Source organism: Paenibacillus aceti (assembly GCF_003614185.1).
In the GTDB taxonomy this organism is placed as follows: domain Bacteria; phylum Bacillota; class Bacilli; order Paenibacillales; family Paenibacillaceae; genus Fontibacillus; species Fontibacillus aceti.
Window position 1 is genome coordinate 2,723,584 of sequence record NZ_KZ987724.1, and the last position, 17,215, is coordinate 2,740,798.

At 48.2% G+C, this 17,215-nt stretch carries 12 protein-coding genes; 4 read left to right on the top strand and 8 right to left on the bottom strand.

Annotation, left to right across the window (positions count from 1 at the left end; all coding sequences use genetic code 11):
* Positions 1-92 precede the first annotated feature (92 nt).
* The 4 genes from gltB to thpR all read right to left on the bottom strand — a co-directional run bounded on the left by gltB (position 93) and on the right by thpR (position 8,483).
* Positions 93-4,697 carry a glutamate synthase large subunit gene (gene gltB / locus BFJ94_RS12185; RefSeq protein ID WP_120462913.1) on the bottom strand — a complete coding sequence of 1,535 codons (4,605 nt, stop codon included), beginning with the start codon at positions 4,695-4,697 and terminating at the stop codon, positions 93-95.
* Between the two features lie 200 nt (positions 4,698-4,897).
* Positions 4,898-7,084 carry a YhgE/Pip domain-containing protein gene (locus tag BFJ94_RS12190; protein WP_120462914.1) on the bottom strand — a complete coding sequence of 729 codons (2,187 nt, stop codon included), beginning with the start codon at positions 7,082-7,084 and terminating at the stop codon, positions 4,898-4,900.
* 76 nt (positions 7,085-7,160) lie between these two features.
* The gene (locus tag BFJ94_RS12195; RefSeq protein WP_120462915.1) at positions 7,161-7,739 is read right to left on the bottom strand and encodes a TetR/AcrR family transcriptional regulator; all 579 of its coding nucleotides are present in this window, start codon (positions 7,737-7,739) and stop codon (positions 7,161-7,163) included.
* A 171-nt stretch (positions 7,740-7,910) separates the two neighbouring features.
* Positions 7,911-8,483, bottom strand: coding sequence for an RNA 2',3'-cyclic phosphodiesterase (gene thpR / locus BFJ94_RS12200; RefSeq protein WP_120462916.1), 573 nt, complete (start codon positions 8,481-8,483; stop codon positions 7,911-7,913).
* Positions 8,484-8,641: 158 nt separating this feature from the next.
* Here thpR and BFJ94_RS12205 point away from each other — a divergent pair, with 158 nt between their 5' ends.
* The gene (locus BFJ94_RS12205; protein ID WP_120462917.1) at positions 8,642-10,336 is read left to right on the top strand and encodes a methyl-accepting chemotaxis protein; all 1,695 of its coding nucleotides are present in this window, start codon (positions 8,642-8,644) and stop codon (positions 10,334-10,336) included.
* 74 nt (positions 10,337-10,410) lie between these two features.
* Here BFJ94_RS12205 and BFJ94_RS12210 read toward each other — a convergent pair whose 3' ends face one another.
* The 3 genes from BFJ94_RS12210 to BFJ94_RS12220 form a co-directional block, all read right to left on the bottom strand.
* Complete coding sequence (locus tag BFJ94_RS12210) at positions 10,411-10,854, bottom strand: Dps family protein (protein ID WP_120462918.1); 444 nt, start codon at positions 10,852-10,854, stop codon at positions 10,411-10,413.
* A gap of 278 nt (positions 10,855-11,132) precedes the next feature.
* Positions 11,133-11,525 (bottom strand): DivIVA domain-containing protein, encoded by a 393-nt coding sequence (locus tag BFJ94_RS12215; protein WP_120462919.1) that lies wholly within the window; start codon positions 11,523-11,525, stop codon positions 11,133-11,135.
* Positions 11,526-11,740: 215 nt separating this feature from the next.
* On the bottom strand, positions 11,741-11,941 hold the full coding sequence (locus BFJ94_RS12220) for a twin-arginine translocase TatA/TatE family subunit (RefSeq protein WP_120462920.1): 201 nt from the start codon (positions 11,939-11,941) through the stop codon (positions 11,741-11,743).
* Positions 11,942-12,120: 179 nt separating this feature from the next.
* On the opposite strand from BFJ94_RS12220, the gene ytaF reads away from it, so the two are divergent.
* The 3 genes from ytaF to BFJ94_RS12235 all read left to right on the top strand — a co-directional run bounded on the left by ytaF (position 12,121) and on the right by BFJ94_RS12235 (position 14,788).
* A complete protein-coding gene (ytaF, locus tag BFJ94_RS12225) occupies positions 12,121-12,732 on the top strand; it encodes a sporulation membrane protein YtaF (RefSeq protein WP_120462921.1) in 612 nt (203 codons plus the stop codon).
* Between the two features lie 783 nt (positions 12,733-13,515).
* The gene (locus BFJ94_RS12230) at positions 13,516-14,457 is read left to right on the top strand and encodes a hypothetical protein (RefSeq protein ID WP_120462922.1); all 942 of its coding nucleotides are present in this window, start codon (positions 13,516-13,518) and stop codon (positions 14,455-14,457) included.
* Positions 14,458-14,539: 82 nt separating this feature from the next.
* Positions 14,540-14,788, top strand: a complete 249-nt coding sequence (locus tag BFJ94_RS12235; protein ID WP_120462923.1) for an NHLP leader peptide family RiPP precursor — start codon at positions 14,540-14,542, stop codon at positions 14,786-14,788.
* A 51-nt stretch (positions 14,789-14,839) separates the two neighbouring features.
* On the opposite strand, the gene BFJ94_RS12240 is transcribed toward BFJ94_RS12235, so the two are convergent.
* Positions 14,840-16,729 carry an ATP-binding protein gene (locus tag BFJ94_RS12240; RefSeq protein WP_120462924.1) on the bottom strand — a complete coding sequence of 630 codons (1,890 nt, stop codon included), beginning with the start codon at positions 16,727-16,729 and terminating at the stop codon, positions 14,840-14,842.
* Positions 16,730-17,215 lie beyond the last annotated feature (486 nt).

The following is a 17,215-nucleotide window of genomic DNA, read 5'->3' on the forward strand; positions in this document are numbered from 1 at the left end:
CATTTTATAAACGCAAAAGGGCCTGAGTTGGTTACACCCCCACTCAGGCCCCTACGATTGCCCTGCTGCTATAGATCCGATCGACTTGCCCCTTATTTGGCAGTTCCAGCTCGGGTCAATTCCTGCGCATTCGCTTCGAAAGCGGCCAGGATTGCGGCATCGCCTTGCAGGCCCGCCTCCTCCGCCTTGCGAATCTGCTCCAGCATCCGCTTGTAATCCTTCGGGATGACACGGATGAATTTCGGCAGCATTTCGTCCCAGTTATCGAGCACACGGCGCCCTATAGCGCTATCCGTTGATTGTACATGACGATCGATCCAGGTGCGGAGCTGCTCGATCTCCTCCAGGGACTCCATCTGCTCCAGCAGTACCATATCCAAGTTGCAGCGCGCCTTGAACTTGCCGTGCAGATCGAGGACATAAGCGATGCCGCCAGACATCCCGGCTGCGAAATTACGCCCCGTCTCTCCGAGGATCACGACCCGGCCTCCAGTCATATACTCACAACCGTGATCGCCAACACCCTCTGCTACGATATACGCACCAGAGTTGCGAACCGCGAACCGTTCACCGGCGATGCCGCGAATATAGGCTTCCCCTCCGGTTGCCCCGTAGAAGGAAGTGTTGCCGATGATGACATTCTCCTCTGCGGCAAAGGTCGCACCTAGAGGCGGCTTGACGATAATTTTCCCGCCCGACAGTCCTTTGCCGGTATAATCATTCGCATCGCCCTCTACCGTAATCGTAATGCCCCGTGGCACGAATGCGCCCAGACTCTGTCCCGCCGAGCCTGTGAAATGCAGTTTAATCGTATCCTCTGGCAGCCCGGCTGCGCCATATCGGCGGGTAACCTCACTGCCGAGCACGGTGCCCGCCGCACGATTCACATTGCAGATCGGCAGGGAGATGCTCACCGCTTCGCCCCGCTCCAGAGCAGGAGCCGCCGGCTCCAGCAGGCGGGTTACATCCAGCGTTTCCTCAATGCCGTGATTCTGCGCCTGTGTATTGTAGCGGCTGGCGACGTCAGCGACCTCCGGCATATGCAAGAGCGAGCTGAGCTCGACACCCTTATGCTTCCAGTGATGATCGACCTGGCTCGCATCCAGGCAATCCGTGCGGCCGATCATCTCATTCAGGCTGTGGAAGCCGAGCTCCGCCATCCATTCGCGCAAGTCTTCGGCGATAAATGTCATGAAGTTCACGACATGCTGCGGATCGCCGCTGAAATTCTTGCGCAGCTCCGGATTCTGCGTCGCTACACCGACCGGGCAGGTATCGAGCTGACATACACGCATCATGATACAGCCAACAGCGACGAGCGGCGCGGTGGAGAAGCCGTATTCCTCCGCCCCGAGCAAGGCGGCTACGGCCAAATCGCGGCCGGTCAGCATTTTGCCGTCCGTCTCCAGCACCACGCGATCACGCAGCTGGTTCAGCATCAGGGTCTGATGCGTCTCGGCCAGACCCAGCTCCCAGGGCAGACCCGCGTGGCGGATCGAGCTCTGCGGCGAGGCCCCGGTGCCGCCGTCATAGCCGCTGATCAGAATGACATCGGCCCGCCCCTTGGCCACGCCAGCCGCGATGGTGCCCACGCCAGCCTCGGACACGAGCTTCACATTGATCCGCGCGCGCCGGTTGGCATTCTTCAGATCGTAGATCAGCTCGGCCAGATCCTCAATCGAGTAAATATCATGGTGCGGCGGAGGCGAGATTAACCCCACGCCTGGAGTAGAACCGCGAACCTCGGCCACCCACGGGTAGACCTTGTTCCCCGGTAGCTGCCCGCCTTCCCCAGGCTTCGCCCCCTGGGCTATCTTGATCTGGATCTCATCGGCATGGATCAGATAATTCGAGGTCACTCCGAAGCGTCCGGAAGCGACCTGCTTGATTGCACTACGCCGCCAATCTCCATTCGCATCCCGCTCGAAGCGAGCCAGGTCCTCTCCGCCTTCACCGGAATTGCTCTTGCCCCCGATGCGGTTCATCGCAATCGCAATCGTCTCATGCGCCTCTTTGCTGATCGAGCCGAAGGACATCGCCCCGGTCTTGAATCTGCGCATGATCGAAGCTGCGGATTCGACTTTTTCAAGCGGCAGCTTCGGCCCTACCGGCCTTAAGGAGAGCAGGGAACGAAGCGTATAATGCTGCTCGTTCTCCCCTTGCACCCGTCGAGCGAATTTCTTATATAATCCGTAATCGCCGGTCCGGACTGCCTGCTGCAGCAGGTGGATCGTCTGCGGATTGAACAGATGCTCCTCCCCTTCGCTGCGCCATTGATACTCACCGCCTGAATCCAGGACTTTGGCGCTGCCACCGATTTCCGCATAAGCCTGACGGTGCGGCGCCAGGGTCTCAGCCGCAGCCTCCAGCAGGCCAATTCCTCCGATGCGCGTAGGCGTCCGGGTGAAGTATCGATCCACGAATTCCTGGTTCAAGCCGACCGCTTCGAAGATTTGGGCTCCCCGATACGATTGGATCGTGGAGATGCCCATTTTGGACAAGGTTTTGACGACACCCTTCGTTGCCGCCTTGAGATAATTCGCCGCAGCTTGATCATAAGAGATGCCCTTCAGCATACCTTGATCGATCATATCCCGCAGGCTGGCCAGCGCCAAATATGGATTCACTGCATTTACGCCATAGCCAAGCAGCAAGGCAAAATGATGCACCTCTCTAGGCTCACCGGACTCCAGCACAATGCTGACCTTCGTGCGCGTCCCTCGGGATATGAGATGATGATGCAGACAGGAAACGGCAAGCAAGGCGGGGATCGCCGCATACTCGGCATTCATGCCGCGATCCGATAATATGAGAATCGGCTGGCCTTTGTCCGTCTCACGCTCGGCTGCCAGGCAGAGGGCATCCAACGCTTGTTCTAGTCCTTCCGCCCCTCGGTCCGCAGGGAACAGGATCGGAAGCGTAGCCGCCTCGAAGCCCGTACGCTTCGAATGACGCAGCTTCGCCAGATCAGCATCCGACAGCAGCGGGGAGTCCAGCTTAATCTGCTGGCAGCTCTCTGGCATCGGATGGAGCAGATCGCGCTCCGGCCCGATCAAGGTCAGCGTCGAAGTGACCAATTCCTCGCGGATCGCATCGATCGGCGGATTCGTAACCTGGGCGAACATTTGCTTGAAGTAATTGTACAAGCGCTGCGGCCGGTCCGATAAGACAGCCAGCGGCGCGTCATAGCCCATCGAGACCAGTCCTTCGTTCCCGGTCAATGCCATCGGCTCCAGCACCTTGCGAAGGTCCTCAAAGGAATACCCGAACGCTTTTTGCCTAATGGTCATCTCCTCATGCGGAATCACCGGGGGTACCGGAGCCTCAGGCAGCTCCTGCAGCGATATCCGATACTCTGCCAGCCACTGCGCATAAGGCTGCTCCTTAGCGATAGAAGCCTTCACTTCCTCGTCTGCTATAATTCTCCCTTGCTTCGTATCTACCAGCAGCATGCGCCCCGGACGCAGTCGATCCTTATACAGAACTCGCTCTGCCGGCATATCCAGTACGCCAACCTCTGAGGACAATATGATCAGATCGTCCTTCGTCACATAATATCGTGAAGGCCTCAGACCGTTGCGATCCAGGATCGCCCCGATCTGAATCCCATCCGTGAAGCCCATCGCGGCCGGCCCATCCCAAGGCTCCATCAAGGAGCTATGGTATTCATAGAAGGCTCTCCGCTCCCAGTCCATCTCCGCATGCTGATCCCAAGGCTCGGGAACCATCATCATAGCCACATGCGGAAGGGAGCGGCCGCTTAAATATAGAAATTCAAAGGTATTATCGAACATGCCTGTATCAGAGCCGTCCTCTTGAATAATCGGCTTGATCTTCTCCAGATCATGTCCAAACACCTCGCTCTCGATTAATGACTGACGAGCATGCATCCAATTCACATTTCCACGCAGCGTATTAATCTCACCATTATGGATCATAAAGCGATAGGGATGCGCCCTCTCCCAGCTAGGGAATGTATTCGTACTGAAACGAGAATGGACGAGAGCGATTGCCGATTCCATCGCTTCATCCTGAAGATCCAGGTAGAACTGGCCTACCTGCTCCGTCGTCAGCATCCCTTTATAGACGATCTTGCGACATGACAAACTACATACATAGAATGAGCTCGCTTCGCCGCGATCCGCCGTATAACGAATCATTGCTTCCGCACGACGGCGGATCACATATAATTTACGTTCAAAGTCAAGCTCCTCCGTCAGCTCCGAGCTGCGGCCAATGAACACCTGCCTTACATAAGGCATCGCGGCACGAGCGGTCTTGCCAAGCATCTCAGCATTCGTCGCAACATCGCGGAAGCCTATAAGCCGCTGCCCTTCTTCTTCAACGATCCGAATGAGCACAGCCTCTTGTGAAGCACGTTCATCTGACTGTTGTGACAGGAACAGCATGCCCACTCCATATTGTCCTGGCTCTGGCAGCTGAACTCCAAGCTGCGCTGCTTCACGTGCCAAGAAGCGATGCGGAATTTGCATTAATATACCTGCGCCGTCTCCAGAATTCGGCTCGCTGCCCTGTCCGCCGCGATGCTCCATATTCGTCAGCATCGTCAGCGCCTGGGTCACGATAGAATGGGACGCCAGTCCTTTGATATGCGCCACAAAGCCCATGCCACAGGCATCTCTCTCAAACATAGGGTCATATAATCCCTGCCGGGGTGGTATAACAGTATGGTTCATAATAGCGCAACCTTTCTATTTCATGTAGTAACTTGCCCGAGCTTGCTCCGTAGGTTTATTCTAACGGAAAACGGCTTCCGTGTTTTTGCACTATAATCTCTTTCTTTTGCACTATTACTTATAAAATTTTAAAAAAAGACCTGTCACCCGGAACAGTACCGGAGGACAGGCCTCATGATTATTTATGAAGTTCGTAAAGCTTAAGCTTGCAGGCTTGCTTCTGCACTTACTTCAGGCGCTGTATCTTCTTTATGCGCGACGAAGTACATAAGCGTAATTGCCAGGAATACGATGGCTACGATAGCCAGGATAAGCGTTTCATGCCAAGCTACGCTCATATCACCGGACGATACAATCGCTTTATAGCCTTTAACACTGTAGGTCATCGGCATAAATGGATTGAACGGCTTCATCCAGTCAGGAAGCAGTTCCAGCGGGAATGTTCCTGCAGAGGTTGTCAATTGGAAGATAAGCAGCAGGATCGCAAGGAAGCGTCCTGGGTTATCCAACCAGGTAACAAGCGCCTGGATAATGAACATGAAGCACAGGCTAGTAACAAAGGTGAACAGATAGAACATCGGAACATTCGCTACTTCCAGTTTCAAACCGTACAGAACCAACAGAACGGCGAACAAGGATTGGAAGAGGCTCATTCCTGTGAAGGAAAGTGCTCTACTTACGAAGCGATTCCAGCCGCTAGCTTCCTCTACGGAAGATCCGCGAAGCGGAACGACAAGCGTAGAGATCAGAGCGCCGACGAACAGGCCAAGGGACAGGAAGTAAGGTGAGAAACCAGTACCATAGTTCGGTACTTCATTCAGCTTCTGTTCCTCGATATCAACAGGTTGAGCATACATGCTAACGAGTTCATCGGTCTTCTTCACAGATGAAGTCTCATCTGCAGCTTCAGTCAGCTTGCTAGCCAACTCTCCAGTTCCTTCCGTCAGCTTGCTGGTGCCGTCTTTAAGTTCCCCAGCACCTTCGTCCAATTGCTTGGAGCCGTCAGCCAATGTGGCTACACCGCTGGACAATTGCCCCATACCGCCTTGAAGCTGCTTAGCGCCTTCGCTCAATGCACCAGCACCAGTTGCGAGTTGTTTGCCACCCGCCGCAGCTTCATTCAGCTTCACGCCGAATTGCTTCAAGCCGCCGACCAGTTGGCCTTGACCAGTGGTCAATTGTTCTGCGCCCTTGACCAACTGCTGTTGACCTTGGACGAGTTGCTCGCTGCCTTGTACCAGTTGCTGTTGAGCGCCATGCAAGTCTTTGCTACCCTTCAGCAATTGCTGTTGACCTTGAGACACTTGCTCACTGCCTGTCGCAACCGCTTGGCTTGCTGCCAGGAGCTGCTTCACTGCAGGATTCTGTGCCAATTCCGGGCTTGCTTGGGTCAATTGCTCAAGACCTTGAGCGACTGCCTTCGCGCCTTCAGTTACCTTTGCGCTGCCTTGAGCCGAAGCTTCCAGACCAGCTACAAGAGAGGCGCTGCCTTGTTCGGATTGCTTCAATCCTTGATTCAACTGACTTGCGCCTTCAAGTGATGCGCCAAGTCCAGCATGAAGCTGTGTACCACCTTCATTTGCAGCTGCTGCACCGTCAACCAGTTGCTTATTGGCAGCTGCCAATTGATCCAAGCCAGAGGCAAGCGTAGAAGCGCCTGTCTTCAGATCATTGGCCCCTTTATTCAAGGCACCGACACCCTCTGTTAACGGGTTGATTCCGTCTTTCAGCTTGCTTGAGCCGTCTACCATTTTGGCCAGGTTCTCTTTCAGCTTCTGAGCGCCTTCATCCAGCTTGGTGGCTCCGTCGTTGATCTCAGTTGCACCTTCACCGGCTGTGTTAAACCCGTCGGAGATTTTCTCCACTTGGTCGAATAACACTTCCGTGTAGGCTTCTGTTACTTTGGCCGATACTTTGCTCTTGATTTCCTTCACTGCGGTACCGCCGATTTGTGCAGCGAGGAAGTTGAAAGCTTCGTTCGGCTCATAAATGATCTGAGCAGGCTGTGGATGATCATCCATCAAGGTTGTCGCCTTCTCTGAGAAATCCTCAGGAATCACAATGGTCATGTAAAAATCATTGTTCTTCATACCTTCATCCGCTTCAGCGCGTGAGATGAATCTCCAGCCGAATCCGTCGTTCTTCTTCAACTCATCGACCAGATCATTACCGGCCTGGAGTGATTTCCCCTCGTACTCAGCACCGCGATCCTCATTGACAACCGCGACAGGAACTTCATCCATTTTCCCGTACGGGTCCCAAAATGCCTTCAGAAACATTCCGCTATATAATACGGGAATGAACATGACGACAAGAATTGGGATAATTACTTTTGGTTTTTTGAAGGATGCTACCATATCCTTAAAAAACACCGACATTGATCTCATATTATTTCTCTCCTTATATCCCTGAATCTTATCTCCCTCTGTCTCTCATTACCGTACGGGTCCTTTCAAACTTAAACTACGTCTTAGACAACCCGCCTGATAAAAAAACTCGTGAAAACTCTCTAATTTGATCTTTGCTTAGTGGCTCGTGAATTTTGTTCCAATCCGAAGTGAGCGCAATGTACAGCTTCACAAGCACAAATGAAATGACTTTAGGATTGAACTCTCTGATCTCTCCGCGCTTGGCTGCCCGATCAATTTGACGTTCCAAGTAATCAAGGATCGCCGCCTCGATCTTATCCAGACCCTCTCGCGCTTGTGGAGTTCCAAAATCCCGTACCTCCTGGAACAGCTTCACCAACAGCTCGTGTTCACTTCTGAATTCCAGGAGTTTATCCATGCTCTGGTACAGATTCTCGAAGAAAGGTCTATCTGATTGAACTTCATGCTCCGTAATATTCTTCATCTCTACAATCACAGAACGAAGGATCTCATCAAACAGCTCTTCCTTGTTCGCAAAAAACGTGTAAATCGTTCCTTTGGCTACATTTGCGATTTTAGCCACATGATCCATCGTTGTCGCTTTGTAACCAAATAAGGCAAATGATTTTTCCGCCGCTTCAACGATTAGTTTTCTGCGATCCACTACAGCCAAAAGAAGCACCTCCTTCACACTGGATTTACTCTTTTCTTACGAAAATGACTAAAAGTCTGTTTCGGTCATTCGGTCAATTATCACTTTAACACGTTCTTAAAAGCATTGCAAGTCATTTTTTTCAGGTTTTTTCACCAATTTTCACGTCTTTTTTATCGTCTGTGTTAAATATCACACTTGTATGCTAGCGATCTGCTCGTACATGGGCTGTCTATTCATTTGCGTACGGTAAATCACCAATGCATCTACTGTCCATGATCCAAATCGCGGGCGTAACTCTGTAATATCTGCTGCAAATCTGCTGCCTTCGCGATATTTACGAGCCAATGTAATATGCGGTCGATAAGGACGATCCTCTGGAATAAAACCGAGCTTTCTATTTTCCTGTGTTATGTTATTTTGCAGCTGCTGCAAACTCCGAATTTCCCCGTCTACTCCTGCCCAGAGCACTCTAGGCTGGTCCGGCCGTCCGAATGTCCCGCAGCTCCGGGCCTCGATAGAAAAAGGTCGTATTCCTGAGATGACCCGTTTTATTGCCGCGCCTATCTCATCCACTCTGTCTGGACTCGTATCGCCGAGAAATTGCATCGTAATATGATAATCTTCACGATGCACCCATCTCTGAAACCTGAATTCCTCTCGTCGCTCGTCACACCAATCCGCAAGTGCAAGTTTAATATCTGTTGGAATCGGTACAGCAATAAAAATCCGCCATTTTTCTACATTTCCCACATTACTTAACATGAAACATCACATCCCTTGTGATTTTATGCGCAAAGTTTCGCTTTTCCGACACAAAGCAACAACATTACTTATTATTCCGCGTACAATTCCTCATTATAATGTTGAATAGATGTGCCTCAAGTTCAAACAAAATTATCATATAGAGATAGGAGATACTTATGGGATTTGCAAAAAAAATAACACTAGCCATCATCGCCCTGCTCGGCCTTGTCTGTGCTATAACCGGGGCATTCGGCTACCGTACGACCTACCGTCAGGTTGAGAAATCGGTTGGGGTCGAGACGGTAGGCTGCGCGAATATTACGACAGGCTTAGTTGACCCTGCGGTTATCAAATTGCTGGCTCTAGGAGATGCGTCGAAGCTAAGCGAAGTAGAGCAGCAGTTAAACTGGACGGTCGATCATAAACCGCTATTCAAGGAAGCATTCATTCTGTCGCTGGATGGAAATATACTGGCTACGGATCAGCATTTGAAGCAGCGCGGCTACGCTGCGGGCGATGCCTTCTATTTCAGCCCGGCTGACCGGGATATGATTCAAGAGATGAAGCATTCTGTATACACGAAGGTCTATACATACGATGGAGAGAAGCTGTTGACGGGCTATGGCCCGATCTTCGAGGATAATGATCCGGGCAAAGCTATCGTCGGTTTGATGACCATCAATTTCGATGCATCTATTATTCATGAGAGAACCTGGGAGATTATCGCTCTGCCCTTTGCAGCAGGTGCTGTAGTATTCTTAATCGCTGCACTTGTCGTCTACTTCTTCATTCACCGCTTGATCCGTCCATTGGAGGAATTGTCGCTGCAAGTGAATCAGATCGCGAATGGAGATCTTACCATCACCCCTATGGTGCTGAATTCCAAGGATGAGGTAGGCAAGCTGTCACGAGACTTCGGCAATATGGTGACCAGTCTTCGCAACCTGATTACAGAGGTCAGCTCCACCTCAATGCAGGTGGCCTCCTCTTCTCAGCAATTGTCCGCTAGCGCAGAGCAGACGGGCAAAGCCAGTGAGCAGACGGTGAATATCACTCAGGAGCTGGCAGAAGGCGCAGAGAGACAGCTTCATAATTTGGAGCAGGGCTCAGACCGGCTGCATTCCATGTCAGCATCCACGAAGCAGATCGCCACTGTCATGGGGCATGTATCAGAGACAGCCGAGAGCTCTTCGGCAGCCGCCGGGCAAGGCGTGGAAGCGATTAAGCAGAGCGTTCAGCAGATGAATAAGATGGAGAATAAAATACATGAGCTGTCCGCCAATATCACCGAGCTTGCTGGCCATTCGAAGGAAATTCAGAGTATTCTGGAGATCATTACGGCGATTGCCGAGGAAAGTAATCTGCTGGCGATCAATGCAGCGATCGAAGCAGCCAGGGCAGGCGAATATGGCAGCGGCTTCGCTGTCGTCGCCAATTCAGTAGGTAAGCTGGCGGACCGTTCGGCCGAGTCTGTCAAGCAAATCGCTACGCTGGTGAACTTCATCATCACACAGATGGAAGTGACCGGGAAGACTATGGTTGAGACGGCTCGAGAGGTTGAGGTGAGCACGGCATTAGTGCGTAGCGCCGGGGCAACCTTCGGCCAGATCGATACAGAAGCCAACTCGACGGCAACGGCGATTAACAGTATTAGTGAAGCAGTGAAGGATCTCTCCTGTCAGACCGAATTATTGGTGAGATCGCTGGAGGATATCGTGGAGGTCGCCAATAGCAATGTGGATGGAGCTCAAATGATGTCCGCCGCATCCCAGGAGCAGCTTGCTGCGATGGAAGAGGTTGACGCTTCGGCCAGCTTCCTGGCCAATTTATCGGATAAACTGCATAATCTGATCGAGAAATTCAAGATCTAAGCAATAAGGGACTTGCCCGTGCTGCTCTAAGAGCGACGCACGAACAAGTCCCTTACTTTATTAAGTAACAATCATTATTTGCCCAAGTATGCATTCAGCATCCAACGATGTTTCTCAAGCGTAGATACTACGCCCAGCAGCAAGTCGCTAGTTGCTTCGTCTCCCGCTTCTTCAGCGATGGACATGCCTTCACGCAGTTCCTTATCCAGCACTTCGAAGTCAGCTACAATGGCAGCGACCATATCATCAGGAGATTCATTGCCGGTAGCTTCCTTAATGCTTGCCAGTTCCAGAGATTCACGCAAGGTTGCCACTGGCTTGCCACCGATCGAGAGTAGACGTTCTGCGATATCATCGATATATCCTGCAGCTTCATCATACAATTCTTCGAACTTAACATGCAAAGTGAAGAAGTTATGTCCTTTGACATACCAGTGGAAGTTGTGCAACTTCGTATACATGGTTGTCCAGTTTGCAATCAGAAGATTCATTTGTTTTTCCAAAGCTTGATTTGCCATTTCGAGTTCCTCCATTCATGATAAGAAATCTGTTTCATAGAAGCGAAATACTCGCAATGTGAAACATTTCTTTAAATTTAGACTAAATCTAAATCCTGTTTATATATTACCACTTCCTTCACCCAGTTGCAATGATTAAAAACATGAATATACAATGAAATTACAGAAAATCACGGCATGCGGCCTTCTGTGTCAATCGCTTGATATTTCAAGTTTGCGTTGGAATGGATACTCTTATACACAAAAAGAGCCAGCACCTTCATGCCAGCTCCCTATTCTTACTTCAGACCACCATTAATAAATTGCTTAAAATGCTCCAGACTGCGTTCCAATTGGCGGATTCCGTCATCGACGAGACGGCGATCTACCGCGTTCTCCATATCTGGCTGCGGCTTCCGGGCAGTCATTGCCATTATCTTCTTCTCTTCTTCCCAATGGGCCTGCCTGCGCTGGATTTCTTTATATTTGTCCAGCAAATCCGTGATAATATCGTAGAACCGCTCATAATCAATGATGATATCGTCCAGGAAACGGTCCACTTCTTCCTTCTCATAACCCCGCATTTTTACATCAAAGTCTTTCTCGTGAATGGTTAGCGCATCCAGTTTAATGCCAAGCTGCTTGTACAGACTCTTCTGATCCTCCAGCTTGCGCGCATAATCATCCTGCATCAGTATCCCTCCATACCCAAAGGCTTGCTAATCTCTTCAGACATTACTTCATCAACCTTATCGGTTATCGGTGCTGAAAACCGATCTATTCGAACATGCATTTTAAAGATACCATATTTACATTCAATTATCGACTTTTCGCTATGGCTCTCAAGTATTATTTTATGAGAATATTCCTAAAAAAAGAACACCCCTGGCAGGTGCTCCAATATAGTCTATGATTTATTCGATTCTTGAACCGGCTTGGCCTCTTGCGGACTCTCATCTATGAAGTCGCCTCGTGCTCCCTTTCTGAACTCTTTCAGCATTGTACCGAAGCTGCGCCCCAATTCCGGAAGCTTACTCGGCCCAAACAACAACAATGCCGCGATGACCACCAAGAGCAGATGTGACGGGCGCAAAAAATTCTCAAGCACATTTATCACTCCTCCGGTATATCTTATTGAAGATTATACTACTATATTCTCCAAAATGGGAACTATTATTGTAAAAAATCCAAAGATTAGTCCCCAGTCTCATCCAAGGACAGTACAAGAACCAATCTGGGCTCCTGGGCATATGCTGTGGCATCAAGCCATATAAAGGAGCGAATCTCATGGATTCATACAGCCTAACTGCTATTGTCATCATCGGCCTGGCCTCAAATCTGGATAATGCCGGTGTAGGCATTGCTTACGGTGTCAGGAAAATTCGCATCCCCTGGTACTCTAACCTGACCATCGCCTTCGTCTCTTTTCTGGCCACTCTGCTCTCGGGTCTGTTCGGAAATTGGCTCTCGGTGTGGGTTCAACCCTGGATTGGGCAAATGATCGGAACGGTCGTCATCGTCGGGGTGGGGATCTGGGTCATGCTGCAGCCTTATCTGGAAAAGAAGCCCGTCCAGCACGACAATGATACCAATGCGCTTACCCGATTACTGCGCAACCCTGAAGAAGCTGACAAGGACAGCTCTCAATCGATCAGTCTGGGCGAATCGCTGCTGCTCGGGATCGCGCTGGCCATGAATGCACTGGCCGGGGGATTCAATGCCGGCATTACCCGCATCAGCATATGGGGTACCTCTCTGTCCGTAGGCTTATTCAGCTTCATTCTGCTCGCCATCTGCGCTGGCTTCGGTGAGAAGTTCGCCGCTGAGAAGTTCGGTAACCGAGCTACGGTCATATCGGGATTACTGCTAATCCTGATCGGCCTGCACCAGCTCTTCTGAATCCATGCTTGCTGCCGCTCCTTCCCCAGGCTATCTGGACAAGATGAAATACGGACGGAGGGCAGCAAACAGTTCAACTATGGTTATAGTACAATCACATACATACAAATATAGGTTACTATAAGTTACACTTTTTACCCTGCACTGCGCCCTTTCGATCCCTTAGTAGCACCATTCGCCCACATTCGGCCATAATTCGCACCGCTTCTTCACACAGTTTCTTCGCACAGCTTCCCCCTGTCTCGCGAAAATTCCTGCAAATATGCAGGCTTTCGTCTCAAAAACCTCTTTTCTTAGTAAATTCCTGCAAATATGCAGGTTTTCCCCTCGTTTTCCTGGAAATCAGACTTGTCTAGAGAAAATAACTGCATTTTCGCAGGAATTTGCCATTTGGGGTCGAAATACTTGCGAAATAACTGCATTTTTGCAGGTTATTAGGTTGTTGATAAACGTATGTCTTGTAGAACGCCAACCGTGTTGCCCAAAACGCGATTGCCCAAAATTATAACGAAACTAGGTAACGCTATTTTCCTCTAAAAGGGCGATTTACAAATCTAACGAAACTGGGTAACGCTATTGTGGCAAATAAGGGGCTTGATAGCGGCTTTTTACCCAAATAGCGATATGGAGTTTCGTTAGATTCCAGTTGGGGATGATTTCGCGAAAATAAAGATATGGAGTTTCGTTAGAATTCAGGGAGGCTCGCTTTTGCTCTTTTCAACAACCTGATCTTTTCGACTTTTCAAAACAATGAACTCAACTATGATGCAAGGAGAGGTTAAATTGAAGTGGCTTACTAATTTTGAAGAAAATTTGGAGCTTGTCTTTTCGCGGGCGGAATCCATATTGGCGACTTTTCCCGACCTTTTCAGGAATCCTGCACTTCTATACCTGGACAAGTTCCATCCGTTGAAGGAGAATCGCTCCAAGAACTATATATGTTACCTGCTCCCCTTCTGGCTCAACGAAGAAATCCCCATCAGCCTGACGGAGGTTCAGCGAATTACTACCGCTAATATCATGGGTATGCTGTACTATCACCTAATTGACGAAGCGATGGACAACCCGGCCCAAGTATCTAAACAACAGCTCCCTCTGGCTCAGCTTATCCACTCGGAACTTATCAGATCCTATAGCGGCCTGTTCCCTGCTTCATCCCCATTCTGGACATATTATGATAAGTATATTAATGAATGGGCCCATGCGGTAACGTATGAGAATGAACAGGATTTCTTCCATGAGAATCCCGTCCGCATAGGACATAAGGCGGCGCCCGTGAAATTATCGATCGTTGCAGTAATGCTTCTGTCGGGACGTGAATCGCTTATCTCTCAATTGGAAGACGCTGTCGATCTAGTGCTCGTGACATTGCAATTGCTGGACGATTGGCAGGACTGGGAGAAAGATCTTAGTGAAGGAAGCTACAATTGTCTCGTGTCCTTGGTACAAGCGGAGCTGAATTTACAGGAGCGTCGGCCTACGGTTGAGGAGATGAAGCAAGGCATCTATGTGAAAGGATATTTGCTCAGATATAGCAAAAAGGCGGATGCCAATCACCACGCCCTATTTAATATCAGTTCCAGCTTCCCGCTCCTCTATGAATTTCACGCTTATCTCTGCAATCAACTAGAAGAGGGGGCTCAGCAAATTGAAAAAGATCGCAACACATTACAGCGTGGCGGCCTCGAATACTTGCTCTCTCAACAAATGACTAAAGGTAGATAGTATCACTAGTTAATAGATTTGCTATATGTTCCATGCTATACTAAGTAGGAAAATTTAACTATCTGTGAAAGGGTGATTATCTATGACATCAGGATCCGTTCTTCAAAGTCAGGTAATTCAACGCGCATGGCAAGACCCCGATTTCAAGGCACGATTACTTAGCAACCCGAAAGCAGCTATTCAAGAAGTGCTTGGTGTGATTCTTCCGGATCATATTAAAGTAACGACCGTTGAAGAGAAGTCTAATGAATTGTATTTCGTTCTGCCACCTGAGCCGGCAGATGTCATGCAATCAGATGAAATCAAACCTAACGCAGTCTGGGGATCGTAAAATAAAAGTTGAGCAATAAAGGAGAATCCGAGGCCGTCGTAATTGCTACCTTCAAACTTTAATTGCTGGGAAGCAAATACGCACCTCGGTTCCAACTCCTTTTGTGCTTGTAAATGAAATTTCCCCCTTCATAATCTCGATAATTCGGAAAGTAACCATCAGCCCAAGCCCCGTGCCCTTTGTCTTATTCGAGAAATAGGGCTCGCCCAGACGTTCTAGCACTTCGGGTTCCATCCCCTCACCGTCATCCTTTACATAAATAAATACCTTTCCATTCTCCCCATGGGCCCAAATCTCAATCTCCCCTTCTCCTTCCAGCGCCTCGATACTGTTCTTGATAATATTGATGAAGGCTTGCTTGAATTTCGAAGAACTCCCCTTAATATATAGGTCACTTGGAATATGAACTGTGATCTTCCCACCTTGCAAATTCACCAATGGCATGAGGATCCCTTCGATATGAATAAACTCCTCCAATACGTTAAGAGTCGTAACCTTTCCGACTTCTGGTTTAGCAAAGGTCAGAAAATCAGTGATAATAGTAGCTGCTCGATCCAATTCATCCAAGGCCAGATTCAAATACAATTGATTTGAGGTCGTTTTCTTCTCGACTAGTAACTGTAGGAACCCACGTGTTACTTGTAGAGGATTACGCACCTCATGCGCAACAGAGGCTGCCAACTCACTTATGATCTCCATTTTCTCGGAGCGTTGTAATTCATTATTGAACATCTCTAATTGTCTCGAATACTCTACAACTTGCTCATGGTTACGAGCAAAACGTTTAGCCATAATAACTATAAGTGATATAAGGAAGCTAACCACTCCCCATTTCCACAAGAACAAATCATAATATTCTCCTCGGAAATAGAACCAAAACAACTCACCGAGCCCCAAAACAGAGAAAATCGCAAATCCAAATGAGAAAATAAGAGCTTCTTTACTCCCTTTAATCGAGTATGAAATTGCAGTAACGATTAAAAGAATAAATTGCACCATCATTATGAGACCAAGTAACGTTGCCGAAGCAAACCTATAAAGATAATAAATATGATTATTGACATTTGAATTAATCACCATTAAAACTATACAGACCAATGAGTAGACTACCTGGAAATTTCGAAATTTATGAATAATCGACCGATAGCCACTCCCTATAACCTTTTCAAAGAAATAAGTAAACGAAGGCAATAATAGGAACAAGGATAAATCAAATAAAGCCACATATATACTGCCGTACTCGCCGTATATCGAATATATGAATGAAGAATATGTAATTATAATAATACCTGAAGATAGAATAACTAAGCATAGTGCTATCCAACTAGATGCGTAATCCGAATTAAGAAAAATAGCGCAAATAAACATAGTAAATGCGATGAACAATAGGCTACTGCCAATTATAAAGTCGGTTAAACTATTCTTGACATACATATTATGTAAATCATGATAATTACCTACATAGATTTCACTTTGGATACCTATTCTGAACGGTGATTTAATACCAAGGTATATTGGTTCTCTATTATTGATCGAATCAAATGGCAATAGTATGACATTAATACCATAGTTATACTCTCTATGAGATTCATAGATATTCTGGTTACCCTGTTTGATGATAATATCATCACCATAAATCTTCTTGAAAAGTAATGCGTTCGCTCCAGAACTTGCTGATGCCTCTATCTTGACCCATTGAGAAACAGCATCAGCAGGTCTCTCTATGGCCCTATCATCCGCCCTTACATGGAACCACCCCTTCTCATTCTCAAGTTGCTCCATAGTCATTTTCGGATCGAAATGATCCATCCATAGAATCTGCCACTCATCAATCGTCTGCTCTGCACTATTTTTATTATTTTTGCTTTCTATGAAGAAGACACCGAAGGTTGCCACCAACACAACAAAAACAGTAGCTAAAACTCTTACAAAACCTTTCATCCCAGCACCTCTACTACTAAATTCACTAGCTACCATGTCACAATATAGAATTCGATACTTTTCACGCCAAACCTTCTATTATCTGGGGAAATATAAGTATTAAATCTGCAGGACATCAAAGTGTAACAAACAAAACCATTTTAACGTGTATGCCATATTTAATCCATGAATACTTCTGCCAATTCCCAATAAACTCATCTGGATAGTAATAGTTATGAAAAGCCAACTTTTAAAGGAGGGTATAAACTAAGCAGCTTTCGAAGAATAGAATATTCGGATATCCAATATATAACAGACAAAACCATTTTAACGTTATTAGCACATTTAATCCATGAATAATTTGGTGAAAAGTAAATGTTGCTGTGTTTAAGGCATAAATCATGACTCAACCTACCTGCTGCCTCTTGGTTTCTCCGGAAACTATAATATAAACGTTCTAATTGACTTTCAGGGTTCATCCCGTCGCATCTCCAAAAACTAAAAGTA

Bases quoted from the DNA above. Each gene is read 5' to 3' on its own strand.
- BFJ94_RS12215 (WP_120462919.1), bottom strand. From the start codon at position 11,525: ATGCAGGATGATTATGCGCGCAAGCTGGAGGATCAGAAGAGTCTGTAC.
- BFJ94_RS12190 (WP_120462914.1), bottom strand. From the start codon at position 7,084: ATGAGATCAATGTCGGTGTTTTTTAAGGATATGGTAGCATCCTTCAAA.
- BFJ94_RS12210 (WP_120462918.1), bottom strand. From the start codon at position 10,854: ATGGCAAATCAAGCTTTGGAAAAACAAATGAATCTTCTGATTGCAAAC.
- BFJ94_RS12235 (WP_120462923.1), top strand. From the start codon at position 14,540: ATGACATCAGGATCCGTTCTTCAAAGTCAGGTAATTCAACGCGCATGG.
- ytaF (WP_120462921.1), top strand. From the start codon at position 12,121: ATGGATTCATACAGCCTAACTGCTATTGTCATCATCGGCCTGGCCTCA.
- BFJ94_RS12205 (WP_120462917.1), top strand. From the start codon at position 8,642: ATGGGATTTGCAAAAAAAATAACACTAGCCATCATCGCCCTGCTCGGC.
- gltB (WP_120462913.1), bottom strand. From the start codon at position 4,697: ATGAACCATACTGTTATACCACCCCGGCAGGGATTATATGACCCTATG.
- thpR (WP_120462916.1), bottom strand. From the start codon at position 8,483: ATGTTAAGTAATGTGGGAAATGTAGAAAAATGGCGGATTTTTATTGCT.
- BFJ94_RS12240 (WP_120462924.1), bottom strand. From the start codon at position 16,729: ATGAAAGGTTTTGTAAGAGTTTTAGCTACTGTTTTTGTTGTGTTGGTG.